Here is a 22,599-nt window from a genome sequence, read left to right as displayed (position 1 = left end):
CAGGAAGAAAAGCCCTTGGCCAACACCAAGGGTTTTTTTGGCCTCGGGATATGAAGAAGGAATCCTGACGCAGCGCATGGTCTGGACAGGCGATCCGCGCTACGCTGAAATATTCTCAACGTCACGATTCCTGCCTGCCGAATCCACGCGGCGGCGCTCATTGGAGGTGCCTTGATTCGCGTCCTGCCTGCCTTTGTCCTCGGCACGCTCAGCCTCATCCTGCTGGCCTTGAACACCTTGTTCTGGAGTGTGCCGCTGTTCACGCTGTCGGCGTTCAAGCTGCTGGTGCCCGCAGCAGCCGTCCGCCGCCGGATCGACCCGATGCTCAATTGGGTCGCTACGTGCTGGATCGGCTGTAACAACGCCTGGATCGGCGTGCTGCAACGCGAGCCCTGGAGCGTGGAAGGCGCCGACAACCTGCGTTACGCGGGCTGGTACCTGGTCAATTGCAACCATCGGTCGTGGGTGGACATCTTCGTGTTGCAGCGGGTGTTGAACCGGCGCATCCCGCTGCTGAAGTTCTTTCTCAAGCAACAGTTGATCTATGTGCCGGTCATCGGCTTGGCCTGGTGGGCGCTGGATTTTCCGTTCATGCGGCGGCACTCCAAGGCGGCGCTGCGCAAGCACCCCGAGCTGCGCAATCAAGACCGCGAAACCACGCGGCGCGCCTGCGCCAAGTTCGCCCACGTGCCGACCAGCGTCATGAACTTTGCCGAAGGCACGCGGTACACGCCGGCAAAGCACCGGACGCAGTCGTCCCCCTATCGCCATCTGCTCAAGCCGAAGGCCGGCGCGCTGGCCCTGACGCTCAACGCCATGGGCGAGCGGTTCCAGTCGCTGCTCGATATCAGCATCGCCTATCCGGACGGCACGCCGAGCTTCTGGCAACTGGCCTGCGGCCAAGCCGGCCGCGTGATGGTGCACATTCGCGAGCTGCCGATTCCGCCGGATTTCTGCACGCACGACTACAGCACCGACGCCGCCTTCCGCAGCGATTTCCACCGCTGGCTTGCCCAGCTTTGGGAGGAGAAAGATCAGCAGATTGAGAGCATGCTGGCGCGAGCGGGCCAGCGGCGCAGCATGACCACCGGTGCCGACGTTTTTTCGCCAGACCAAATCTAGACACCAAACAAAAAGCCCCTTGGTCGTAAAACCAAGGGGCTTTTGCTACTGCTGGCGGAGAGGGTGGGATTCGAACCCACGGTACCGTCGCCGGTACGCCTGATTTCGAGTCAGGTACATTCGACCACTCTGCCACCTCTCCGGTAACTGGGTCGCTGAATCGCGAAACCGCGAGTATAACAAAAATTTTCCGACCTGATCAAGAGGGTCGGTACAACTGATCAAACTGCCGGTTTCAGCACTTCCTGGCCGCCCAGATACGGGCGCAGCACCGTCGGCACCGTGACCGAGCCATCCGCGTTCTGGTAGTTCTCCAGCACGGCCACCAGCGTACGGCCCACGGCGAGGCCCGAACCGTTGAGCGTGTGGACCAGTTCCGGCTTGCCCTGCGCGTTGCGGAAACGCGCTTGCATGCGGCGCGCCTGGAAGTCGCCCATGTTCGAGCACGAGCTGATTTCGCGGTACGTGTTCTGCGCCGGGATCCACACCTCGATGTCGTACGTCTTGGTGCTGCCGAAACCCATGTCGCCGGTGCACAGCACGACGGTGCGGAACGGCAGCTCCAGCTTGCGCAGGATGTTCTCCGCGGCGTTCGTCATGGCTTCCAGCGCGTCGAACGACGTGTGGGGCTGCACGATCTGCACCATCTCGACCTTGTCGAATTGATGCTGGCGGATCATGCCGCGCGTGTCCTTGCCGTACGAGCCGGCTTCGGAGCGGAAGCACGGCGAATGCGCCGCGAACATCATCGGCAGCGCATCGGCGGCCACGATCTCATCGCGCACGAGGTTCGTGAGCGGCACTTCGGCGGTCGGGATCAGGTAGAAATTCTCGACGCGCTCGCCGTCTTCGCCTTCGGCGCTGTGCCCCATCTTGCGCGGCACGCGGAACAGGTCTTCCTCGAACTTCGGCAACTGGCCCGTACCGCGCATCGACGCAGCGTTGACGATGTACGGCACGTACGCTTCGGTGTAGCCGTGCTCAAGCGTGTGCGTGTCGAGCATGAATTGCGCGAGTGCGCGATGCAGACGCGCCACCTGCCCTTTCAGGACGGTGAATCGCGCGCCCGACAGCTTGGCGCCCGCATCGAAATCCAGCCCCAGCGCGGCGCCCAGGTCCACGTGATCCTTGACGGGGAAGTCGAACGTGCGCGGCGTGCCTTCGCGGCGTACCTCCACGTTCTGCGTCTCGTCGCGGCCAGCCGGCACGCTTTCGTGCGGCAGGTTCGGGATCGACAGCATCAGCTCCTGCAACTTCGCCTGCACCACGTCGAGTTGCGCGGCAGACGCCTTCAGCTCGTCGCCGATGCCCGACACCTCGGCCATCACGCCCGATGCGTCCTCGCCCTTGCCCTTGAGCATGCCGATCTGCTTGGACAGGCTGTTGCGGCGGGCCTGCAGCTCTTCGGTGCGGGTCTGGATGGCCTTGCGTTCCGCTTCGAGCGCGGCAAAGCCGGCCACGTCGAGCACGTAGCCGCGATCTTTGAGGCGCGCGGCGACGGCGTCGATGTCTTTGCGCAGCAGTTGGATATCAAGCATGGTGGGGAAAAAGGAAACCGAAGATGGCAAGCGATCTGAACGATCGAAAACGCCGATTTTATCGTACCGGCCGTGGGGCCTATTTGTTACGGGAGGATTGGTCCTGCTCGGCGTGCCACTGCGCATCCAGCTCGCGCAGGTGCCGCAGTTTCTCGCCAATCTTGCCTTCCAGGCCGCGCGGCGTCGGCACGTACCAGTTCTGCGGCGGCAAATCGTCGGGGAAGTAGGTTTCGCCGGCAGCGTAGGCCTCGGGCTCGTCATGCGCGTAGCGGTAGGCATGGCCGTAGCCGAGTTCCTTCATCAGCTTGGTCGGCGCATTGCGCAGATGCACGGGCACGTTGCGCGACTTGTCCTGGCTGACGAAAGCGCGCGCCGCGTTGTAGGCGTTGTAGCCGGCGTTCGACTTGGGCGCGATGGCCAGGTAGATCACCGCCTGGGCCAGCGCCAGTTCCCCTTCCGGCGAGCCCAGGCGTTCGTACGTTTCCGCGGCGTCGAGCGTGATGCGCCCGGCGCGCGGGTCCGCCAGGCCGATGTCTTCCCACGCCATGCGCACGATGCGGCGCGCGAGATAGCGCGGGTCTGCGCCGCCATCGAGCATGCGGCAGAACCAGTACAGCGCGCCGTCCGGATCGGAGCCGCGCACGGACTTGTGCAGCGCGCTGATCTGGTCGTAGAAGGCGTCGCCGCCCTTGTCGAAGCGGCGCAGGTTTTCCGACAGCGCGGAGGCCAGCAGCGCCTCGTCGATCACCGGAACGGTATCGCCCTCGGCCTGCGCACGCGCAGCGCGGGTGACGATCTCCACGTTGTTGAGCAGCTTGCGGCCATCGCCGTCGGCCGACGCGACGATGGCGTCGAGTGCGGCGGGCGTCCACTCCAGCCCGCCCAGCTCCTGGCGTGCGCGTTCGGCCAGCTGCTTCAGCTCGTCGTCGGACAGGCTCTTGAGCACGTACACCGCGGCACGCGACAGCAACGCGCCGTTCACTTCGAACGAGGGGTTTTCCGTCGTCGCGCCGATAAAGGTGAACAGCCCGCTTTCCACGTGCGGCAGGAAGGCGTCCTGCTGACTTTTGTTGAAGCGATGGACCTCGTCGACGAAGACGAGCGTGCGGCGGCCATTGGCGCGAAACTGCTCCGCGCGCTCGACGGCCTCGCGGATGTCCTTGACGCCCGAGAGCACGGCGGACAGCGCGATGAATTCTGCGTCAAACGCATTGGCCATCAGCCGCGCCAGCGTGGTCTTCCCGACGCCGGGCGGCCCCCAGAGGATCATCGAATGCGGCTCGCCGGAGGCGAAGGCGACGCGCAGCGGCTTGCCCGGCCCCAGCAGATGCTGCTGGCCGATCACATCGTCGGCGGAACGGGGGCGGAGGCGCTCGGCCAGCGGCATGTGGGCGGGCGCGTCCGGGAAGAGAGATGCGGAAGCGTTCATGCGGAGATTGTCGCAGAATCCGCCCGCCGGCCGCTTCCCCGGCAACGTCAGGCGGCTCGTGCGTCCAACGCCGGCGCCTCTGCGGCCGGCCTGCTCCGGCCGATCAAAAGCACGCAGATCAGCGACGGCGCCGCAAAACCGGCATAGAAGATCGCCATCGGCCACCACAGCGGGAAGAAACGATCAGCCAGCACCGTGGCAAGCAGCGGTGTCAGGCCACCCGCAAAGGCCCCGCACACCTGATACGACAACGAGATCGCCGTGTAGCGGATGCGCGCGGCAAACATGCCGCTGACGAAGCCCGCGATGATCGCGTAGTAGCCGGACTCGGCCAGCGTTGCGATGGCCACCCCTGCAAACACGGTATGCGCCTCGCCCATGCGGACCAGCGGGAGCATGATGAACGGCACGACCACCGCGAAGGCTGCGAGGATGACCAGCATGCGGCGCGTTCCGAAACGGTCGGCCAGCGTGGCCGCACCAAGCTGCACGAAGAACTGCAGCAGGGCCACCCAGAACATGCAGTCGAGAATCATCGCGCGATCCAGCTGCAGGTACTGCGTGGCATACGAAATCATGAAGATGTTGCTGAAGTACACGCCCGCGATGCCGTACACGTTGGCGCCAATGGCCAGCGCGATCAGCGGCCAGGCCTTGAGTGCCTCCGCCAGCGGCCGCTTCGCCACGTCGCCGGAGGCCTGCATCGCCTCGAATTCCGGCGATTCGTTGACCGACATGCGGATCACAAAACCCACGGCCAGCAACACCGCACTCGCCAGGAAGGGCAAGCGCCAGCCCCACGCCATGAAGGCCTCCGGCTCGAGCCGGCTGACGGCGGAAAAGGCCAGCATCGACAGGATCAGGCCACCGGCGCTGCCAAGCTGCGCGAACGAGGCGAAGAACGTACGCCGGCCTCTCGGCGCATGCTCGCCGGCCAACAGCACCGCGCCGCCCCACTCGCCACCCACGGCAATGCCTTGCAGCACACGCAACGCGACCAGCGCGACCGGCGCAATCCATCCGGCCTGCGCATAGGTGGGCAGACAACCGATCAGCACGGTGGCAACGGCCATGAGGGTAAGCGTACCCATGAGCGCGCGCTTGCGGCCGAGCTTGTCGCCGATGCGGCCGAACAGCACACCGCCGATGGGCCGGGCGAGGAAGCCGATGGCGAACGACCCGAACGAGGCCAGCAACCCCAGCAGGCGGTTCTCTCCCGGGAAGAACAGCGGCCCGAAGACAAGCGCAGCCGCCGTGGCGTAGCTGTAAAAGTCGTACCACTCGATCGTGGTGCCAATGAACGATGCCATCGCCGCACGGCGCGGCTGTCGGGTCGATTGGGTTGCCTGCATGGGTCTCCTCTGCGTTCTTATGGTGTCGGGTCAGGCGCGGTATTCGACGCCGGGCAGCACGCACAGCATCTCGAACGCCAGGTTCGCGCCGAGCAACGCCGTCGTCCCGAACGGGTCGTATGGCGGGGACACTTCGACGAGATCAGCGCCCACGATGTCGAGACCGCACGCACCGCGCACGATCTCCAGCGCCTGGGGCACGGTCAGGCCGCCAATCTCCGGCGTGCCGGTACCCGGCGCATAGGCCGGGTCGATCCCGTCGATGTCGAAGCTGATGTAGACCGGCCCGCCCTGCACGCGAGCGCGCACCTCTGCCATGAGCGGCGCGAGCGAGTGGTGCCAGCATTCCTCGGCGGTCACCACGCGAAAGCCCTGTTCACGGCACCAGTCGAAATCCTCGGCCGCGTAGCCGGTGCCGCGCAGGCCGATCTGCACGACGCGGTTGCAATCGAGCAAGCCCTCTTCCACCGCGCGGCGAAATGGCGTGCCGTGCGCGATCTTCTCGCCGAACATCGTGTCGTTGACGTCGGCATGCGCGTCCACGTGGATCAGGCCGATGCGGCCGTACTTGGCGTGCATCGCGCGCAGGATGGGGAGCGTGACGGTGTGGTCGCCGCCCAGGCCGATCGGGCGGCATCCGCCGGCGATGATCTCCCGGTAAGCCGCCTCAATGCGCGCGATCGAGTCATGCAGGTTGTATGGGTTGGTCGGCACGTCGCCGATGTCGGCCACGCGCAGCGAGTCGAACGGCGCAGCGCGCGTGGCCATGTTGTACGGCCGCAGGAGGACGGATTCTGCGCGGATCTGCCGGGGCCCCAGCCGCGCGCCGTTGCGGTTGGACGTGCCGAGGTCGAACGGCACGCCGACAAAGCAGGCGTCCAGCCCGGCGGCAGACGTGGCGGCAGGCAGCCGCATCATGGTGGCAATGCCGCCAAAACGCGGCATGGCGTTGCCCGAAGCGGGCTGGAAGAGATCGGCGCGGTCGTTCATGGCAGTCGCATGGTCACATCGTCCCGAGGCGATGTAAGTAGTGTCAATACACTGCATTCTTGCCGATGGATTTCGCACGTAGAATGCGAAATCTCCGAATCAAACATCGACATAAATCGATGTATCGACCGTGCTGGGACAAGCTTCCGATCTTGATCTGCGACTGATCCGCGTATTTCTCGCCGTGGTCGACGCGGGCGGCATCACGCCTGCCCAGGCAACGCTGAACGTAGGGCAGTCCACCATCAGCACGCAGCTGTCCACGCTCGAAACGCGACTGGGCTACCGGCTATGCGAGCGCGGCCGCAGCGGCTTCCGGCTCACCGCGCGCGGCGAACGCTTCGTCGATTCCGCACGCAAGCTGCTGGGCGCACTCGACGTCTTCAGTGCAGAGGCTCGCAAAGTGGGCCGCACGCTGGTCGGCACGCTGAATCTCGGCTTGATCGGCCATGCGCCCGTCAATGCGAATGCGCGCATCAGCCAGGCCATCGAGCGCTTTCGGCAACGCGATGAATCCGTGCATTTCACGGTCTCGGTACGCCCGCCCGGGGAGCTGGAAGGACTGCTGCTCGACAACAAGATCCATATGGCGATCGGCTATTTCTGGCACCGCGTGCCGGCGCTGGACTACACGACGATCTTCCACGAGACGCAGCTTGCGTATGCGGGGCGCGGCCATCCGCTGTTCAGCAAGGCTGAGGACGTGACGCCCGCGCGGGCACTCTCGCACGCGTGGGCGTGGCGCAGCTATCCGCTGCCGGAAGCGGCGGGGTCGCCGGCCGAGCGGCCCGTGACTGCGGTGGCAGACAACATGGAAGCGGTGGCAATGCTGGTGCTGTCCGGCCGGCACCTGGGTTACCTGCCGCAGCACTTTGCGGCGCCCTATGTGGCCCAGGGCTTGTTGACGCCGCTGGCACCCGCTGCCATGCGCTACGAGGTGCCGTTCGACATGGTGGTGCGCCGCGATGCCCGGCGCAATGATCTACTGGCCGCCTTCATTGCCGACATGAAAGCGGCCCACGCGTAGAAGACGCGCAAGCTGTCAGTTCGACGCGCGCTGCACCAATCCCATGAACGCCTTGGCCGGCAGCGGCCCATGGCACGACTGCGTGCCGTTGGACGCGCGCAGCAGCAGCCAGACGTTCTCGCTGGCCGGCGGCTGAATCACGAACGGCTGACGCGCCGAAGCCTCTGGCAGACGCGGATCAACCGGCGCCTGGATCGGCACGACCTGCCCGGCGTGGCCTTTCACCAAGGCACTGCACTCGGCGTTAGGCAGTTCGGTCGCGTGCAGGAAATCCTTGTTGACCAAGGCCTCGGCCAGCACCGTGTCTGGCGCGGTGAGGAACGAATCGACATCAAAACGGGACGCACCCGTGGAGGCGCATCCCGCAAACACAACCGCCGCTGACGCCGCAGCGACAACAGCGGCGGCTCGGTGCAGCGACGTGGTGAACGGCAAAGGCATGGTCGGTCTCCTGGTCTAGGACAGCAACGGCGCCGGCCTCCACGCGTCATTGCTTGATGACGTCGGCCCCTTTGGGCGGCGTAAAGCGGAACACGTTGGCCGGCAGTTGCGGATTCTTCTGGATGTTCGAGAACGTCAGCAGGGTGGTGTTCCCGAAGGCGTCACGCAGCTCCATCCCCTGCAGCTCGCCGCTGCGAAAACCGATGGCGATGCGCTCGAACTGGGTGTCCTTGGCCTTGGGGGTGAGTTCGGCCCAGTCGATGCCGTCCTTGGTACCACCTTCCTTGAGCGTGAAATTCTTCGCCAGATCGTTGCTGCCGAACAGGATGGCGGCCGGGCTGGAGCCCAGCGACGCATCGAGCTTGCGCTCCGTGATCTGGTTCAGGTCCTTGTCGAAGATGTAGAGCGTCTGGCCGTCGGCCGAGAGCTGCTGTTCGTAGGGCTTCACATAGCGCCAGACGAAGCGCCCCGGGCGCGAGAAAACGAAATCGCCGTTGGACGTCCCGGCCACGCGCAGCGGGCTGCCGTTGGTGCCGCCCTTCACTTGCCGCTGCACGAACTCGCCGCGCGCGGTGCTGACATTGCTCACGAACGCGTTGAGCTGTTCGACTGCGCCTGCATAGGCGCCGGCAGACCATGCCGCCAGCGAGACCAGCCCGGTGGCCATCAGGTGACGTGCTTTCAACACAAACATAGGAATCCCGGTTTCAGTTGATCTTGTTGTTAGTGGCCGGCCGCGCCGGAACATTCCGCCCGCGCGGTAACGCGATGTAACCGCAAAATGCGGGCAGCGTCATTCCTCTTCGACGACGTTGCCGTTGCGGTTGGGCGCCAGGATTTCGCGGTTGCCGTTACCCGACATGGCGGACACGAGCCCCGCCTTTTCCATGTCTTCGAGCAGGCGCGCGGCGCGGTTGTAGCCGATGCGCAGGTGACGCTGCACCAGCGAGATCGACGCGCGGCGGTTCTTGAGCACCACGTCGACCGCCTGGTCATACAGCGGATCGGCCTCGCCGCCGCCCGCACCGACAAGGCCAGCGCCGCCACCAAAACCATCGCCACCGCCCTCGCCATCGGCCACGCCGCCTTCGAGAATGCCTTCGATGTAGTTCGGCTCGCCCTGCGCCTTGAGGTTGTCGACCACGCGATGCACTTCGTCGTCCGACACGAACGCGCCGTGCACGCGCACCGGCAACCCGGTGCCGGGCGCCAGGTACAGCATGTCGCCCATGCCGAGCAGCGCTTCGGCGCCCTGCTGGTCCAGGATGGTGCGCGAGTCGATCTTGCTGCTGACCTGGAACGCAATCCGCGTCGGCACGTTGGCCTTGATCAGGCCCGTGATCACGTCCACCGACGGACGCTGCGTCGCCAGCACCAGGTGGATGCCGGCCGCACGCGCCTTCTGCGCAATCCGCGCGATCAGCTCTTCGACCTTCTTGCCGACCACCATCATGAGGTCGGCCAGTTCGTCGATCACGATGACGATCATCGGCAGCTTGTCGAGCGGCTCCGGCGCGTCGGGCGTGAGGCTGAACGGGTTGGGAATCTTTTCTTCGCGCGCGGCGGCTTCTTCGATCTTCTTGTTGAAGCCGGCCAGGTTCCGCACGCCCATCTTGCTCATGAGCTTGTAGCGGCGCTCCATTTCGCCCACGGCCCAGTTGAGCGCATGGCCGGCCTGGCGCATGTCGGTCACGACCGGGCACAGCAGGTGCGGAATGCCTTCGTAGATGCTCAGCTCCAGCATCTTCGGGTCGATCAGGATGAGGCGCACCGCGTCGGCCTTCGCCTTGTACAGCAGCGACAGGATCATCGCGTTGATGCCGACCGACTTACCGGAACCCGTGGTGCCGGCCACCATGCAGTGCGGCATCTTGGCGAGATCCGCCACCACCGGCTTGCCGGCGATGTCCTTGCCCAGCGCCAGCGTGAGCTGCGATGCGCTCTCGTTGTAGACCTGCGAACCGAGAATCTCCGACAGGCGCACGGCCTGGCGCTTGGGGTTCGGCAGCTCCAGGCCCATGTAGTTCTTGCCCGGAATCGTCTCCACCACGCGGATCGACACCAGCGACAGCGAACGCGCCAAGTCTTTGGCCAGGTTGACGATCTGGCTGCCCTTCACCCCAGTGGCGGGCTCGATTTCGTAGCGCGTGATGACCGGGCCCGGATAGGCCGCCACCACCTGCACTTCCACGCCGAAATCCTTAAGCTTCTTCTCGATCAGGCGCGAGGTGAATTCCAGCGTCTCGGCGCTCACGGTTTCGACAACCGGCGGAATCGGATCGAGCAGCGCCAGCGGCGGCAGGTCGGAATCGTGAATATCAACGAACAGCGGCTGCTGCTTCTCGCGCTCCACGCGCTCGCTCTTGACCACGGCGGTCGGGCGCACGATCTGCACCGGCGGCGATTCTTCAATGCGCACGCGGCGTGTTTCGACCACCTCTTCGCGCTCGACCTTGGCCGCCTCGCCGATGGCCCGGTCCTGCTTGCTCTCGCGGCGTGTCTTGAAGCCGACGAACAGCATCTCGACGCCTGCGCCGATCTGCTCGGCCAGGTTCAGCCACGAGAAATGGAAGAACAGCGACAGCCCCACCAGGAACGCAAACAGCAGCGCCAGCGTGCCGCCGGTAAAGCCCAGCGAATGCTGCACCGCCCCGCCGATCACATCGCCCAGCACGCCGCCAGGCGCGCGCGGCAGCTTCATGTGCAGCGAGTACATGCGAATGGCTTCCAGACCCATGCTGGAGGCCAGGATCAGCGCAAAGCCGATCCACGTGACACTGGCATCCACGCGCGGCATGGCCGTGCGCGGCAGGCGTTCGTCCGACATCAGCTCGCGCCAGCCGCGCCAGACCTTGCGCACCAGCAGCACCGCCCACCAGTAGGCGGACGCGCCAAAGACAAACAGCAGCAGATCGGCCAGCCACGCGCCCACGCGACCGCCCAGGTTGCGGATTTCGTCGACCTGGCTGGCGTGCGTGAAACCGGGGTCGGCCCGGTTGTATGACAGAAGAATGATCAGGAAGGCGATGGTCACCGCCAGCAACAGGAACCAGCGGACCTCCCCCAGCAGCCGCCCAATGCGGGACGGCAGTGCGGATGGATCAGTGCGGGTTGTCGGAGTGGTGGAAGCTCGAGCCATGCGGGGGACGCGGAGAGACGGATGTACCGCTTGGACAAGGCCACGCGGCTTGGGACAGCACAAATACGATGCCAAGGATTGTAACGCGGCCCTATCACCGCCATTGGAATTTACAACCGGGCGGACGAGGGGGTGCCACTTTATAATGGCGCCCATCACCCTCACCTAGCCTGCACGGCGGCGCTCTACCCCTCGTGCCGCGCACACTCAGAACGCATCATGGCAAAACACGCAAAAGTGCTGATCCTTGGCTCCGGCCCCGCTGGCTACACGGCCGCGATTTACGCTGCCCGGGCCAACCTGAACCCGGTGCTGGTCACCGGTCTGGCGCAGGGCGGCCAACTCATGACCACCACCGACGTGGAAAACTGGCCCGCTGACAAGGAACACCTGCAAGGCCCCGAATTGATGCAGCGCTTCCTGGAGCACGCCGAGCGTTTCAAGACCGAAGTGCTGTTCGACCACATCCACACCGCGCATCTGACGGAAAAGCCGATCCGCCTGGTAGGCGATTCCGGCGAATACACCTGCGACGCGCTGATCGTCTCGACCGGCGCTTCGGCCCAATACCTGGGCCTGCCGTCGGAGGAGAAGTTTGCGGGCCGCGGCGTGTCTGCGTGCGCAACGTGCGACGGCTTCTTCTACAAGGGCCAGGAAGTGGCCGTGGTGGGCGGCGGCAACACCGCCGTGGAAGAAGCGCTGTACCTGGCCAACATCGCCAGCAAGGTCACGCTCATCCACCGCCGCGACAAGTTCCGCGCCGAGCCGATCCTGATCGACCGCCTGCATGAGCAGGAGAAGAAAGGCAAGATCGAGATCAAGACCAACATGGTGCTCGACGAGATCCTGGGCGACGACTCCGGCGTGACGGGCGCCCGCCTGAAGGGCACGAACGAGAACGAAGGCAAGGTCGAAGAGGTCAAGGTGGCTGGCGTGTTCATCGCCATCGGCCACAAGCCGAACACCGACATCTTCCGCGGCCAGCTCGACATGAACGACACGGGCTACATCCGCACGAAGAGCGGCCTGGACGGCATGGCCACGGCCACCAACATCCCGGGCGTGTTCGCCGCCGGCGACGTGCAGGACCACATCTACCGCCAGGCCATCACCAGCGCCGGCACGGGCTGCATGGCCGCGCTGGACGCCCAGCGCTATCTGGAAAGCCTGGAATAAGCTTCACCGCCCCGGGTTTCCCGGGCGCAGACAACGCGGCCGATGGGTAACCATCGGCCGTTTTGCCATGTGCGGCGCCTTCGTATAATCGATAGACGCTCCCCCCGACGTGCTCGCCCGCCCTTCACCATGAAACGCGCTTCTTCCTCCGCCAACAAGCTCAGCCTGACCGACCTGGCCGGCTTGCGTGACCAGCTCAAACACGAGACGGAGGCACGCGAAGCCGAACGCCAGCGCGCCGAAGCCGCCGCACGCAAGGCCGCAGAAGAAGCCAACGTGTTCCGTGCCAGCATCGGCGAGGTGAGCGCCCTGCGCCAGAACAAGCGCGTGGAACATCCGCGCAATCCGCCCGCGCCGGACCCTGTGCATTCGCGCGCCGAAGAGCAGACCGTCCTGCGCGATTCCCTGTCGGATGAATTCGATGTCGACAACTTGCTCGAAACCGACGACACGCTGTCCTACCGTCGCCCGGGCATCGGCGACGACGTGCTCAAGAAGCTGCGCCGCGGCGAGTGGGCCACGCAAGACCAGATCGACCTGCACGGCATGCGCCGCGAAGAAGCCCGCGAGGCATTGGCCGCCTTCCTGCGCCGTGCCGTGCAGCGCGGCATCCGCTGCGTGCGCGTGATCCACGGCAAGGGCCTCGGCTCGCCCGACAAAACGCCCGTGCTCAAGGGCAAGGTGCGTTCGTGGCTGGTACAGAAGGAAGAAGTCATCGCCTTCGTCGAGCCGCGCAACACGGCGGGCGGCGCGGGCGCCGTGCTCGTGCTGCTGCGCCAGCCGTACGGCTCCTGATGCGCAGTCGGACAGCACACACATGCACGTAACACGCCTGCAGCTGGTGATGCACTGGGTGGAGATCCTCGCGGTCTTCTCGTTTGCCATCTCGGGGCTGGCCGAGGCCAAACGGCGACGCCTCGATGCCGTGGGCGCGTTCATCGTCGCCTTCCTGACCGCGTTTGGAGGCGGCACGCTGCGCGATCTGTTGCTGGATCGGCGGCCCTTCTACTGGATCGAGCACGAGCAATACCTGCTCGCGCTGTTCGTGATGAGCCTGTTTGCCAATTGGGTGATCCGGCTGGTGAGCCAGCTGGTGTCCGACCGCGTGCTGATCGTGGCCGACGCCATCGGCTTGGGGCTCTTTGGCGTGCTGGGCACGCAGCTGGCGCTCGATGCGGGCGTGCCGGTCTTCGTGTCGGTGATGATGGGCGTGATCACGGCGGCCTTTGGCGGCCTGCTGCGCGATGTGGTCTGCAATGAAGTGCCCATGCTGCTGCGGGACAATCACCCGTACGCAACGTGCGCGTTTCTCGGGTGCTTCCTCTACGTCGGGCTGACGCACACGGACTTGCTGCCGAGCGTGTCCGTGGTGATCGCCACGCTGGCGATCGTGATCGGGCGGCTGGTGACGCTGCGCTGGAACATCACCCTGCCGCGTTGACCAACGCCGACCGGCGCGAGCGCGCCGGCCACAGGCGGCGGCTTCAGACCGCGGCTTCGTCCTTCTCGCCGGTGCGGATGCGGATCACCTGCTCCACCGGCATCACGAAGATCTTGCCGTCGCCGATCTTGCCGGTCTTGGCGGCTTTGACGATCGTGTCGATCACGTTTTCGACCTGGCTTTCGGCCACCACCACCTCGATCTTGATCTTCGGCAGGAAGTCGACCACGTATTCCGCACCGCGATACAGCTCGGTGTGGCCCTTCTGACGGCCGAAACCCTTGACCTCGGTGACAGTCAGGCCGGTCACCCCCACGTCGGCGAGCGACTCGCGCACTTCGTCCAGTTTGAAGGGCTTGATGATGGCGGTGATTTGTTTCATGGGTGTCTCGCTCACTAGTTGGTGAAGTATTCAAGCGTCCAATAATACTGGAGCCGGTTAATGCGCACATCCCGGGCGATGCCGGACACCGTCTGCAGCAGCGTCGGATCGTCGGGAAAATTCTTCAGTACGTCGTGCTCGCTGCCGTCACGCAGGGGGCGACGCTGCCACGTGTTGCCATGTTCGTCGTTGTAGGCAATGGGCGTGCTCGAGCCAAACACATACTGGTTATCGAACCACAGCACCCGCACGCCGGGCCCCAAGGCGCGGTGCAACCCTTCAACGTGCCGGCGCAGGTGTTGCAGCGGCACATGCGACCACCAGCAGCCAGCCGTCATCACGTCGAAGGCGCCCGGCGCGAACGGCAGCGCATCGTTGTCGGCGCGCACGAACGACGCTCCGGCGATGCCCTTGCCGCGCGCAATGCGCAGGACGGTGTCGTTGTAATCGGCGCCGACGATGCTGCGCGCGTCGGTCATCGCCTCGGTCCAAAAACCGGTACCGCACGCCAGATCCAGCACCCGCGCGCCGCGTGTCACGTCGCGCACGCGTGCCTTCAACCACGCCAAATCGCCCTGCCGCTCGGGCTTCGTATAGATGCGCTCGTATTCGGGGGCACGTTTGGCGTAGTAGTCGAGCATGGCGGCGACTTATTCCTTGAAGCGTGACGTGATCGGATACCGCCAGTCGCGCCCGAACGCCCGCTGCGTCACGCGAATGCCCACCGGCGCCTGACGCCGCTTGTATTCGTTGATCTTGATGAGACGCACGATCTTCTGCACATCGGCCTCGGCAAAGCCGGCCGCGATGATGTCGGCCACCGGCTGGTTCTGCTCCATGTAGCGCTGCACGATGGCGTCGAGCGCATCGTATTCGGGCAGGCTGTCCTGGTCGGTCTGGTTTTCACGCAGCTCGGCCGACGGCGCGCGCGTCAGGATGCGCTCCGGAATCACTTCCGACAACGCATTGCGGTAGCGGCACAGGCGATAGACCAGCGTCTTGAAGATGTCCTTGATGACGGCAAAACCGCCGGCCATGTCGCCGTACAGCGTGCAGTAGCCGACGGCCATTTCACTCTTGTTGCCGGTGGTCAGCACGATCCGGCCGCTCTTGTTCGACAGCGCCATCAGCAGCGTGCCGCGAATGCGCGCCTGGATGTTCTCTTCCGTCGCATCTTCCGGCAGCCCGCGGAACTCCTCCGCCAGCGCGCCCTTGAATGCGTCGAACATCGGGCTAATGGCGATTTCGTCGTACTGCACGCCCAGGCGGGCCGCCATGTCGCGGGCGTCGAGCCACGAGATATCCGCCGTGTAACGCGAGGGCATCATCACCGCGCGCACGCGATCGGCGCCCAGCGCATCGACGGCAATCGCCAGCACCAACGCTGAATCGACACCGCCCGACAAGCCGATGATCGCGCCCGGGAAGCCGTTCTTGCCGAGGTAATCGCGCACGCCCAGCTTGAGCGCCTCATACACCTGGGCCTCCAGCGGCGCCTCCGGCACGACCGTGCCCGGCAACGCGCGTCCACCGTCGAACTGCACGTAGCCGACGCCCTCGACAAACTGCCCCATCCGCACGACGACGTTGCCTTCGGCGTCGAGCACGAACGAGCCCCCGTCGAACACCAATTCGTCTTGCCCCCCGACCAGGTTCGCATATACATGCGGCAAGCCCGATTCCTTCACGCGCGCGCCGATGATCCGCTCGCGCAGGTCTTCCTTGTCGAGGTGATACGGCGACGCGTTCGGGATCAGCACCACCTGCGCGCCGGCTGCCTTGGCGTAAGCCGTGGCGGTGGCATACCAGGCGTCTTCGCAGATGACGACGCCGAAGCGCGTGCCGTCCACTTCGAACACAAACGGCTCGGTGCCGGGCTGGAAGTAGCGCTTCTCGTCGAAGACCTCGTTGTTGGGCAGTTCGAGCTTGTTGTACCGGCCGACCACGCGGCCATCCACGGCCACCGTCGCGCTGTTGGTCGGCTTGGGCAGCACGCCGGGCGCCGGTGCCTCCAGCGAGAGTTGCGGGTGCCCGATGAGCACGTGCAAACCCGGGAAGGCCGCCAGTTCGGCGATGAGCGCGTCAAGCGCGCGCGCACTGGCATCAATAAACGCCGGACGCAGCAGCAGATCTTCGGGCGGATAGCCCGTGAGCGACAGTTCCGGCGTGAGGAGAATGCGCGCACCAGCCTGGTGCGCTTCGCGCGCGGCGGCGACGATGCGGGCAGCATTGCCGGCGAAATCGCCGACGGTGCAGTTGATCTGGGCGAGAGCGACAGAGACGGTCATGGGGGCAATATGGATTGCAAGCGCGCCAGTCGAAGCTGGAATTAGAATCGGCGGCATGACCTCTCGCCCCCTTGTTCCCGAGCCTCAAGCGCGCGCTGGTTCGCGACACGAATTGGCCAATTATCGCACGCGACTTGTGACCGATCTGCGCGACATCGGCCGCGACGCTTGGGATGCCCTGCTTGCCCTGCAGCCCGAAGCGACGCCTTTTCTGCGCTTCCATTTCCTGCACGCCCTGCATGAGAGCGGCAGCGCGTCGCCTGACACCGGGTGGTCGCCGCAATACCTGACGCTGTGGCAAGACGGCCCCGACGGCGAAGTGCTGGCGGCGGCCGTGCCGCTGTACGTGAAGGGCCACTCCTACGGGGAGTACGTCTTCGATTGGGCGTGGGCCAATGCGTATGCGCAGCACGGGCTGGAGTACTACCCGAAATGGCTGTCCGCTGTGCCGTTTACGCCGGTGCAGGGTGCGCGCTTGCTGGCGCGGGATGCGGCTGCACGCGCGGCGCTCGTCGACACAATGCTGGCGGTGGCGCGGCAGAGCGAGTTGTCATCGCTGCATGTGCTGTTTCCCACCGTTGATGAAGCTGAGCAACTGCGCGGCGCCGGCATGCTGCTGCGACAGGGCGTGCAGTTCCACTGGTGCAATCCGGGCTTTGCCAGCTTCGAGGACTTTCTGGCCGCGCTGGAACAGAAGAAGCGCAAGAACATCCGTGCCGAGCGCCGGCGCGTGCACGACGCAGGCATCACCTTCCGCCACGTGCCCGGCGCAGCCGCGACGGACGCGGACTGGCGCTTCTTCCACCGGTGTTACCGCACCACCTACCGCGAGCATCACTCGTCGCCGTATCTGAACCTGGAGTTTTTCCGCCAGATTGGCCGCACGATGCCGGAAAACCTCCTGCTGGTAATCGCCTCGCGCGATGGCAACGATATCGCCAGCGCGCTGCTGGTGATCGACATGCGCCCCGAGACGTCGGTCATGTACGGCCGTTACTGGGGCGCGATCGAGCATCACCCCTGCCTGCACTTCGAGACGGCGTATTACCAGCCGCTGACGTACTGCATCGCGCACGGCATCCGCACGTTCGAAGGTGGCGCGCAAGGCGAACACAAGATGGCACGCGGCTTCGAGCCCGTGGCAACGCTGTCGGCGCACTGGCTGGCGCACCCTGCATTTGCCGATGCAGTGGGCAGGTTCCTTGACCGCGAAACGGCCGGCATGGAAGCGTATCTGGACGAACTGACGGACCGCTCGCCGTTCAAGCAACGGCTGGAATCGGACTAGCGGCGGGAAAACAGCGAAGGCGGGAAAAGACAGCGTCCGCACGAACGGCGGACGCGGGGGCCAAGCTTAGTGCGCGGCAGGTTTCTGCTGAGCAATCACGCAATGTGCGGCGTTCGAATCAACAGCCATGGAGGCCGAGGCGACAGCACGCTCGCCAGCGTGGGCTGCGTCCGGCGGACCCACCAGCAACGCCCACACGGTGAATGCAGCCATGGCCACAGCGGACAGCACGGGAACGACAACAGTCTTGTTCAACATCGCAGTACCAGGGGTTGGAGTCAAACTTGACGGGGAGTCTAGAGGGGTCGTTTCCGGTGGGCAAATGAGTGTTTCTTAAATCTCTGTGTAGCAGAACTACCGGACGGTAAGTATGCGAATCTCATGAAAATGATCACGAAACACATAGAACACCGACACCGCGCGGAGATGGCGATCTGACGCGAGTTGGCCAACCAAGACGCGTCAGGCCGATCGCGACTTGCAAAGAAAAAATCCCGGCGCTCCATCCGGAGGCCGGGATTTGTCAGACACGCCGTACGGCGAAATCCTAAAAAAGCTTACTTCTTATAGTTGGCAACGCCGTCGGCGATTTCCTTGTGGGCTTCTTCAATCCCGCCCCAGCCTTCGACCTTGACCCACTTGCCGGCTTCCAGCGCCTTGTAGTGCTCGAAGAAGTGCTTGATCTGGTCCAGCAGGTTCTGGCCGATGTCCGACAGATCGGTCACGTGGGCCGTCGCCGGGCTCAGCTTGTTGACAGGCACGGCAACCAGCTTGGCGTCCACGCCGGATTCGTCCGTCATCTTCAGCATGCCCAGGGCACGGCAGCGCACCACGCAACCGTGGATGAGGGGGAACGGCGTGACAACCAGCACGTCCACCGGGTCGCCATCGCCCGACAGCGTCTGCGGGATGAAGCCGTAGTTCGCCGGATAGCGCATGCCGGTCCCAACGAAGCGGTCCACGAACAGCAGGCCGGTTTCCTTGTCGGCTTCGTACTTGACCGGGTCGCTCTGCGCCGGGATCTCGATGATGACGTTGAAGTCGTTGGGGATGTCCTTGCCCGGCGAGACGTTGTTGAAGCTCATGAAAATGCTCCGGAATGCGCGAAGTGCGTAAAAACGCGACGCAAATGGTTGGAAAGAAGCGTAAAAAACTGTCGGCGGGCATTATAGCCCCTCACACCCGGCCGCTTGCCCTACCCGGCGCGCGCGCGTGCGAAAATCGCGCGTTGCCGATCTTTTGCAGGAACCCCCCATGCATGCCCAGCACTTCATCGCCAACCGTCTGATGTCGCCCGATTCGGGGATGCGCATCAAGGTGTTCGATCCGTCCGACGGCCAGTCCTTTGCCGAGATTGCGCGCGGCAACGCCACCGATATCAACGTGGCCGTGCATGCCGCGCGGCGCGCGTTCGAAGGCGTGTGGGGCCAGTTGGCGCCGGCCGAGCGCGGCCGCGTGCTCATGCGCGTAGCCCTGCGCCTGGCCGATCACGAAGAAGAACTGGCCCGCCTAGAAGCCCGCGACACCGGCAAGCCTATGCGCCAGGCGCGCGCCGATGCCCGCGCCGTGGCGCGCTACTTCGAGTTCTACGCCGGCGCGGCCGACAAGCTGCACGGACAGACCATCCCCTATTCGGCTGATACCACCGTGCTGACCGTGCGCGAGCCGCATGGCGTGACCGCGCACATCATCCCGTGGAACTACCCGATGCAGATTTTCGGGCGCAGCGTGGGCGCTGCATTGGCGGCCGGCAACGCGTGCGTGGTCAAGCCGGCGGAAGATGCGTGCCTGTCGGTGTTGCGCGTGGCCGAACTGGCGGCCGAAGCCGGCCTGCCCGATGGCGCACTCAACATCGTCACCGGCTATGGCCACGAAGCCGGTGCGGCTCTGGCGGCGCATCCCGGGGTCAACCATGTGTCGTTCACGGGCTCGCCAGAAACGGGTAAGGCGATTGTGCGCGTGGCGGCGGAAAACCACGTGCCCGTCACGCTGGAGCTGGGCGGCAAATCCCCACAGATCGTATTTGCTGACGCCGATCTGGAAGCGGCCATTCCGGCCGTGGTGAACGGCATCATCCAGAACGCCGGGCAGACATGCTCTGCCGGCAGCCGCGTGCTGATCGAGCGCAGCGTGTACGAGGCGATGCTGGACCGGCTGGCCATGGTGTTCGAATCCATCAGGGTCGGCCCGTCGTCGCTGGACCTGGATTGCGGCCCGCTCATCAACCCCAAGCAGCAGCAGCGCGTGTGGGATTTCGTCTCGGATGCGCAGCACGCCAACATTCCGGTGATGGCGCAGGGCCAGGTGGTGCCCGAAGCGCCCGAGACCGGCTATTACCAGGCACCGATGCTGCTGCGCGATGTGCCGCACACGCACCGCCTCGCGCAGCAGGAAGTGTTCGGCCCGCTGCTGGCCGCCATGCCGTTCGACACCGAAGCCGAAGCGCTGGCCCTGGCCAACGGCACCCCTTACGGCCTGGTAGCCGGCGTGTGGACGAACGACGGCGGCCGCCAGATGCGCCTTGCACGCAAGCTCAGGGCCGGCCAGGTCTTCATCAACAACTACGGCGCGGGCGGCGGCGTTGAACTGCCCTTCGGCGGAACGGGCCAATCGGGCCACGGGCGCGAAAAGGGCTTCGAAGCGCTCTACGGCTTCACCACGCTCAAGACCATCGCCATCCGCCACGGCTAAGGCACAACGCAACATCCACCCACAACACGAGGAGACACCATGCGGCTTGCCGGCAAGATTGCCATCGTCACGGGTGCGGGTTCAGGGTTTGGCGAGGGCATCGCCAACACCTTTGCCCGCGAAGGCGCGCGCGTCGTCGTCAACGACCTGAATGCGGAGGCCGGTGAACGCGTGGCCAGTGCCATCCGCGTGGCCGGCGGCGATGCGCACTTCGTGCAGGCCGATGTCTCGAATGGCGATTCCGTTGCCAAGCTGCTGGGCGCCACGCTGGCGCGCTATGGCGATCTGCACATCGTCGTGAACAACGCCGGCACCACGCACAAGAACAAGCCGCTGCTGCAGATCACCGAAGACGAGTTCGACCGCGTGATGGCCGTCAACGTGAAGAGCATTTACTGGACGGCGCATCACATCGTCCCGCACTTCCGGGAGCGCGGCGGCGGCGTGTTCGTCAATGTGGCGTCCACGGCGGGCATCCGGCCGCGGCCGGGACTGGTCTGGTACAACGCCAGCAAGGGCGCCGTCATCACGGCCAGCAAGGCGATGGCAGCCGAGCTGGGCCCGGACAAGATCCGCGTGAACTGCGTGAACCCGGTGATGGGCGCAACGGGCCTCATCGAGCAGTTCATGGGCGTACCCGATACGCCCGAGAACCGCGCGCGCTTCCTGGCGACGATCCCGATGGGGCGGCTGTCCACGCCGCAGGATGTGGCCAACGCCTGCCTGTATCTGGCGTCGGACGAGGCCGAGTTCATTACCGGCGCCTGCCTGGAAGTGGACGGCGGGCGCTGCGTATAAACCCTGCCGGCGGGCGTCTTGGCGCGCCCGCCCGAGAAGCGCAGAATGCTGTGGCGGTTTTCCAGGCCGAGGTAGGTAACGAGGAGCACTCGGCCTGAACTCACAATAACTCTGGAGACCCGATGGCCATCACCACCCCACCCACCTCACCGGTCGGCGGCGCAGGCACGCTGCCGCCTCAGTCCGCCAGCGCATTTGAAGAGGCCACCTACCGCAAGGTGACGTGGCGCCTGGTTCCGTTCCTGCTGCTGTGCTACGTGGTCGCGTACCTCGACCGCGTCAACGTGGGCTTTGCCAAGCTGCAGATGCTGAACGACCTCAAGTTCAGCGAGACCATCTACGGCCTGGGCGCCGGCATCTTCTTCATCGGCTACTTCCTCTTTGAAGTGCCGAGCAACGTGATCCTGCACCGCGTGGGCGCGCGCATCTGGATCGCGCGGATCATGATCTCGTGGGGCGTGATCTCGGCAGCCATGATGTTCGTGACCACGCCGGCCATGTTCTACGTCATGCGTTTCCTCCTGGGGCTGGCAGAAGCCGGCTTCTTCCCGGGCATCATCCTGTACCTCACGTACTGGTATCCGGCGCAGCGGCGCGGGCGCACCACCACCTTCTTCATGACGGCGATTGCACTGTCGGGCGTGATCGGCGGCCCCATCTCGGGCTGGGCGATGAAGGCGTTTGCCGGCGTGTACGGCTTGGCCGGCTGGCAGTGGATGTTCCTGATCGAAGGCATTCCGTCGATCATCGTCGGCATCTTCGTGCTGGCGTATCTGGACGACCGCATCACCCACGCGAAGTGGCTGACCGACGAAGAGAAGGCGCTGCTCGCCCGCAACATCGCCACGGAAGACGCCGACAAGGAAGACCCGCCCATCGGCACCGTCCTGGCCAGCCCGCGCGTATGGCTGATGAGCCTGATTTACTTCACCTTTGTGATGGGCCTGTATGGCGTGAGCTTCTGGCTGCCCACCCTGATCAAGCAGACCGGCGTGGCCGATCCGTTCTCAGTGGGCTTGCTGACGGCGATTCCGTACGGCGCGGCCGTCGTCGCGATGGTCTTGGTGGCCCGCAGCGCCGATCGCCTGCGCGAGCGCCGCTGGCACATCGCGATTCCGGCAGTGGTGGGCGCGGTGGGGCTCGTGCTGTCGGCCGTCTGGCACGCCGATACCACACTGGCCATGGCCGCGCTCACACTCGGCACCATGGGCATCCTCACCACGTTGCCGCTGTTCTGGAGCCTACCGACCGCCTTCCTGGCGGGCACCGGCGCTGCCGCGGGCATTGCGCTGATCAACTCGCTGGGCAACCTCGCGGGCTTCCTGAGCCCCTACGCCGTCGGCTGGCTGAAAGACGCGACGCAGAGTACCGATTCGGGCATGTACATGCTGGCCGCATCGATGGTGCTGGGCGCAGTTCTCACGCTTTCCGTGCCGGCGCGGATGGTGAACAAATAAGCGCCGTCACCCGCAAGAAAAGAGGCCGGGTCACCCCGGC

At 65.1% G+C, this 22,599-nt stretch carries 21 protein-coding genes and 1 tRNA gene; 9 read left to right on the top strand and 13 right to left on the bottom strand.

The annotated features are described in order from the left end of the window. Positions 1-171 precede the first annotated feature (171 nt). On the top strand, positions 172-1,122 hold the full coding sequence (gene yihG / locus ABIC76_RS15225) for a 1-acylglycerol-3-phosphate O-acyltransferase, YihG family (RefSeq protein WP_354534470.1): 951 nt from the start codon (positions 172-174) through the stop codon (positions 1,120-1,122). Positions 1,123-1,174: 52 nt separating this feature from the next. On the opposite strand, the gene ABIC76_RS15220 is transcribed toward yihG, so the two are convergent. The 5 genes from ABIC76_RS15220 to speB form a co-directional block, all read right to left on the bottom strand. Continuing rightward, positions 1,175-1,264, bottom strand: a tRNA-Ser gene (locus ABIC76_RS15220). A 79-nt stretch (positions 1,265-1,343) separates the two neighbouring features. After that, a complete protein-coding gene (gene serS, locus ABIC76_RS15215) occupies positions 1,344-2,660 on the bottom strand; it encodes a serine--tRNA ligase (protein WP_027680835.1) in 1,317 nt (438 codons plus the stop codon). A gap of 79 nt (positions 2,661-2,739) precedes the next feature. Next, the gene (locus ABIC76_RS15210; RefSeq protein ID WP_354534721.1) at positions 2,740-4,047 is read right to left on the bottom strand and encodes a replication-associated recombination protein A; all 1,308 of its coding nucleotides are present in this window, start codon (positions 4,045-4,047) and stop codon (positions 2,740-2,742) included. Positions 4,048-4,136: 89 nt separating this feature from the next. Continuing rightward, complete coding sequence (locus tag ABIC76_RS15205; protein WP_354534469.1) at positions 4,137-5,441, bottom strand: MFS transporter; 1,305 nt, start codon at positions 5,439-5,441, stop codon at positions 4,137-4,139. Positions 5,442-5,471: 30 nt separating this feature from the next. After that, positions 5,472-6,431 carry an agmatinase gene (gene speB / locus ABIC76_RS15200; protein WP_354534468.1) on the bottom strand — a complete coding sequence of 320 codons (960 nt, stop codon included), beginning with the start codon at positions 6,429-6,431 and terminating at the stop codon, positions 5,472-5,474. Positions 6,432-6,561: 130 nt separating this feature from the next. On the opposite strand from speB, the gene ABIC76_RS15195 reads away from it, so the two are divergent. Next, entirely contained in the window at positions 6,562-7,458 is an 897-nt protein-coding gene (locus ABIC76_RS15195) for a LysR family transcriptional regulator (protein ID WP_354534467.1), read from the top strand. A gap of 15 nt (positions 7,459-7,473) precedes the next feature. Here the strand turns inward: ABIC76_RS15195 and ABIC76_RS15190 are convergent, their stop codons facing one another. The 3 genes from ABIC76_RS15190 to ABIC76_RS15180 form a co-directional block, all read right to left on the bottom strand. Beyond that, a complete protein-coding gene (locus tag ABIC76_RS15190; RefSeq protein WP_102066574.1) occupies positions 7,474-7,899 on the bottom strand; it encodes a hypothetical protein in 426 nt (141 codons plus the stop codon). Positions 7,900-7,945: 46 nt separating this feature from the next. Then, positions 7,946-8,593, bottom strand: coding sequence for an outer membrane lipoprotein chaperone LolA (gene lolA, locus ABIC76_RS15185; protein WP_354534466.1), 648 nt, complete (start codon positions 8,591-8,593; stop codon positions 7,946-7,948). Between the two features lie 99 nt (positions 8,594-8,692). Continuing rightward, positions 8,693-11,038 (bottom strand): DNA translocase FtsK, encoded by a 2,346-nt coding sequence (locus ABIC76_RS15180; RefSeq protein ID WP_102066575.1) that lies wholly within the window; start codon positions 11,036-11,038, stop codon positions 8,693-8,695. Positions 11,039-11,257: 219 nt separating this feature from the next. Between ABIC76_RS15180 and trxB the strand changes: the two genes are divergently transcribed. The 3 genes from trxB (at position 11,258) to ABIC76_RS15165 (ending at position 13,655) form a co-directional block, all read left to right on the top strand. Then, positions 11,258-12,214, top strand: a complete 957-nt coding sequence (gene trxB, locus ABIC76_RS15175) for a thioredoxin-disulfide reductase (protein ID WP_102066576.1) — start codon at positions 11,258-11,260, stop codon at positions 12,212-12,214. 129 nt (positions 12,215-12,343) lie between these two features. Further along, positions 12,344-13,009, top strand: a complete 666-nt coding sequence (locus tag ABIC76_RS15170) for a Smr/MutS family protein (RefSeq protein ID WP_027680827.1) — start codon at positions 12,344-12,346, stop codon at positions 13,007-13,009. A 22-nt stretch (positions 13,010-13,031) separates the two neighbouring features. Then, positions 13,032-13,655, top strand: coding sequence for a trimeric intracellular cation channel family protein (locus ABIC76_RS15165; protein WP_037028273.1), 624 nt, complete (start codon positions 13,032-13,034; stop codon positions 13,653-13,655). 43 nt (positions 13,656-13,698) lie between these two features. On the opposite strand, the gene ABIC76_RS15160 is transcribed toward ABIC76_RS15165, so the two are convergent. From ABIC76_RS15160 to ABIC76_RS15150, 3 genes are read right to left on the bottom strand one after another with little or no spacing between them, the layout of a single operon-like run. Continuing rightward, positions 13,699-14,037, bottom strand: coding sequence for a P-II family nitrogen regulator (locus tag ABIC76_RS15160; protein WP_004631293.1), 339 nt, complete (start codon positions 14,035-14,037; stop codon positions 13,699-13,701). A 14-nt stretch (positions 14,038-14,051) separates the two neighbouring features. Next, the gene (locus tag ABIC76_RS15155; protein ID WP_206275018.1) at positions 14,052-14,678 is read right to left on the bottom strand and encodes a class I SAM-dependent methyltransferase; all 627 of its coding nucleotides are present in this window, start codon (positions 14,676-14,678) and stop codon (positions 14,052-14,054) included. A gap of 9 nt (positions 14,679-14,687) precedes the next feature. Beyond that, positions 14,688-16,325, bottom strand: coding sequence for an NAD+ synthase (locus ABIC76_RS15150; RefSeq protein ID WP_354534465.1), 1,638 nt, complete (start codon positions 16,323-16,325; stop codon positions 14,688-14,690). Between the two features lie 55 nt (positions 16,326-16,380). Between ABIC76_RS15150 and ABIC76_RS15145 the strand changes: the two genes are divergently transcribed. Further along, complete coding sequence (locus ABIC76_RS15145; protein ID WP_354534464.1) at positions 16,381-17,613, top strand: GNAT family N-acetyltransferase; 1,233 nt, start codon at positions 16,381-16,383, stop codon at positions 17,611-17,613. Positions 17,614-17,679: 66 nt separating this feature from the next. Here the strand turns inward: ABIC76_RS15145 and ABIC76_RS15140 are convergent, their stop codons facing one another. Both ABIC76_RS15140 and ppa read right to left on the bottom strand, forming a co-directional pair. Further along, positions 17,680-17,871: a hypothetical protein gene (locus tag ABIC76_RS15140; RefSeq protein ID WP_027680822.1), complete on the bottom strand. Its 192-nt coding sequence runs from the start codon at positions 17,869-17,871 to the stop codon at positions 17,680-17,682. Positions 17,872-18,170: 299 nt separating this feature from the next. Continuing rightward, positions 18,171-18,698, bottom strand: a complete 528-nt coding sequence (gene ppa, locus ABIC76_RS15135; RefSeq protein ID WP_009241241.1) for an inorganic diphosphatase — start codon at positions 18,696-18,698, stop codon at positions 18,171-18,173. 169 nt (positions 18,699-18,867) lie between these two features. Here ppa and ABIC76_RS15130 point away from each other — a divergent pair, with 169 nt between their 5' ends. From ABIC76_RS15130 to ABIC76_RS15120, 3 genes are all read left to right on the top strand, one after another. Next, positions 18,868-20,304, top strand: a complete 1,437-nt coding sequence (locus ABIC76_RS15130) for an aldehyde dehydrogenase family protein (RefSeq protein ID WP_354534463.1) — start codon at positions 18,868-18,870, stop codon at positions 20,302-20,304. A 39-nt stretch (positions 20,305-20,343) separates the two neighbouring features. After that, complete coding sequence (locus ABIC76_RS15125; RefSeq protein ID WP_004636373.1) at positions 20,344-21,102, top strand: SDR family oxidoreductase; 759 nt, start codon at positions 20,344-20,346, stop codon at positions 21,100-21,102. Positions 21,103-21,224: 122 nt separating this feature from the next. After that, a complete protein-coding gene (locus ABIC76_RS15120; protein ID WP_354534462.1) occupies positions 21,225-22,559 on the top strand; it encodes an MFS transporter in 1,335 nt (444 codons plus the stop codon). Positions 22,560-22,599 lie beyond the last annotated feature (40 nt).

It is taken from the genome of Ralstonia sp. 1138, from assembly GCF_040544795.1.
Lineage (GTDB): Bacteria > Pseudomonadota > Gammaproteobacteria > Burkholderiales > Burkholderiaceae > Ralstonia > Ralstonia flatus.
Note: the sequence above shows the minus strand (reverse complement) of the source record. Positions and strands in the feature narration are given on the sequence as shown.

Bases quoted from the DNA above. Each gene is read 5' to 3' on its own strand.
- serS (WP_027680835.1), bottom strand. From the start codon at position 2,660: ATGCTTGATATCCAACTGCTGCGCAAAGACATCGACGCCGTCGCCGCG.
- ABIC76_RS15210 (WP_354534721.1), bottom strand. From the start codon at position 4,047: ATGCCGCTGGCCGAGCGCCTCCGCCCCCGTTCCGCCGACGATGTGATC.
- ABIC76_RS15205 (WP_354534469.1), bottom strand. From the start codon at position 5,441: ATGCAGGCAACCCAATCGACCCGACAGCCGCGCCGTGCGGCGATGGCA.
- speB (WP_354534468.1), bottom strand. From the start codon at position 6,431: ATGAACGACCGCGCCGATCTCTTCCAGCCCGCTTCGGGCAACGCCATG.
- ABIC76_RS15190 (WP_102066574.1), bottom strand. From the start codon at position 7,899: ATGCCTTTGCCGTTCACCACGTCGCTGCACCGAGCCGCCGCTGTTGTC.
- lolA (WP_354534466.1), bottom strand. From the start codon at position 8,593: ATGTTTGTGTTGAAAGCACGTCACCTGATGGCCACCGGGCTGGTCTCG.
- ABIC76_RS15180 (WP_102066575.1), bottom strand. From the start codon at position 11,038: ATGGCTCGAGCTTCCACCACTCCGACAACCCGCACTGATCCATCCGCA.
- trxB (WP_102066576.1), top strand. From the start codon at position 11,258: ATGGCAAAACACGCAAAAGTGCTGATCCTTGGCTCCGGCCCCGCTGGC.
- ABIC76_RS15170 (WP_027680827.1), top strand. From the start codon at position 12,344: ATGAAACGCGCTTCTTCCTCCGCCAACAAGCTCAGCCTGACCGACCTG.
- ABIC76_RS15165 (WP_037028273.1), top strand. From the start codon at position 13,032: ATGCACGTAACACGCCTGCAGCTGGTGATGCACTGGGTGGAGATCCTC.
- ABIC76_RS15160 (WP_004631293.1), bottom strand. From the start codon at position 14,037: ATGAAACAAATCACCGCCATCATCAAGCCCTTCAAACTGGACGAAGTG.
- ABIC76_RS15155 (WP_206275018.1), bottom strand. From the start codon at position 14,678: ATGCTCGACTACTACGCCAAACGTGCCCCCGAATACGAGCGCATCTAT.
- ABIC76_RS15150 (WP_354534465.1), bottom strand. From the start codon at position 16,325: ATGACCGTCTCTGTCGCTCTCGCCCAGATCAACTGCACCGTCGGCGAT.
- ABIC76_RS15145 (WP_354534464.1), top strand. From the start codon at position 16,381: ATGACCTCTCGCCCCCTTGTTCCCGAGCCTCAAGCGCGCGCTGGTTCG.
- ABIC76_RS15140 (WP_027680822.1), bottom strand. From the start codon at position 17,871: ATGTTGAACAAGACTGTTGTCGTTCCCGTGCTGTCCGCTGTGGCCATG.
- ppa (WP_009241241.1), bottom strand. From the start codon at position 18,698: ATGAGCTTCAACAACGTCTCGCCGGGCAAGGACATCCCCAACGACTTC.
- ABIC76_RS15130 (WP_354534463.1), top strand. From the start codon at position 18,868: ATGCATGCCCAGCACTTCATCGCCAACCGTCTGATGTCGCCCGATTCG.
- ABIC76_RS15125 (WP_004636373.1), top strand. From the start codon at position 20,344: ATGCGGCTTGCCGGCAAGATTGCCATCGTCACGGGTGCGGGTTCAGGG.
- ABIC76_RS15120 (WP_354534462.1), top strand. From the start codon at position 21,225: ATGGCCATCACCACCCCACCCACCTCACCGGTCGGCGGCGCAGGCACG.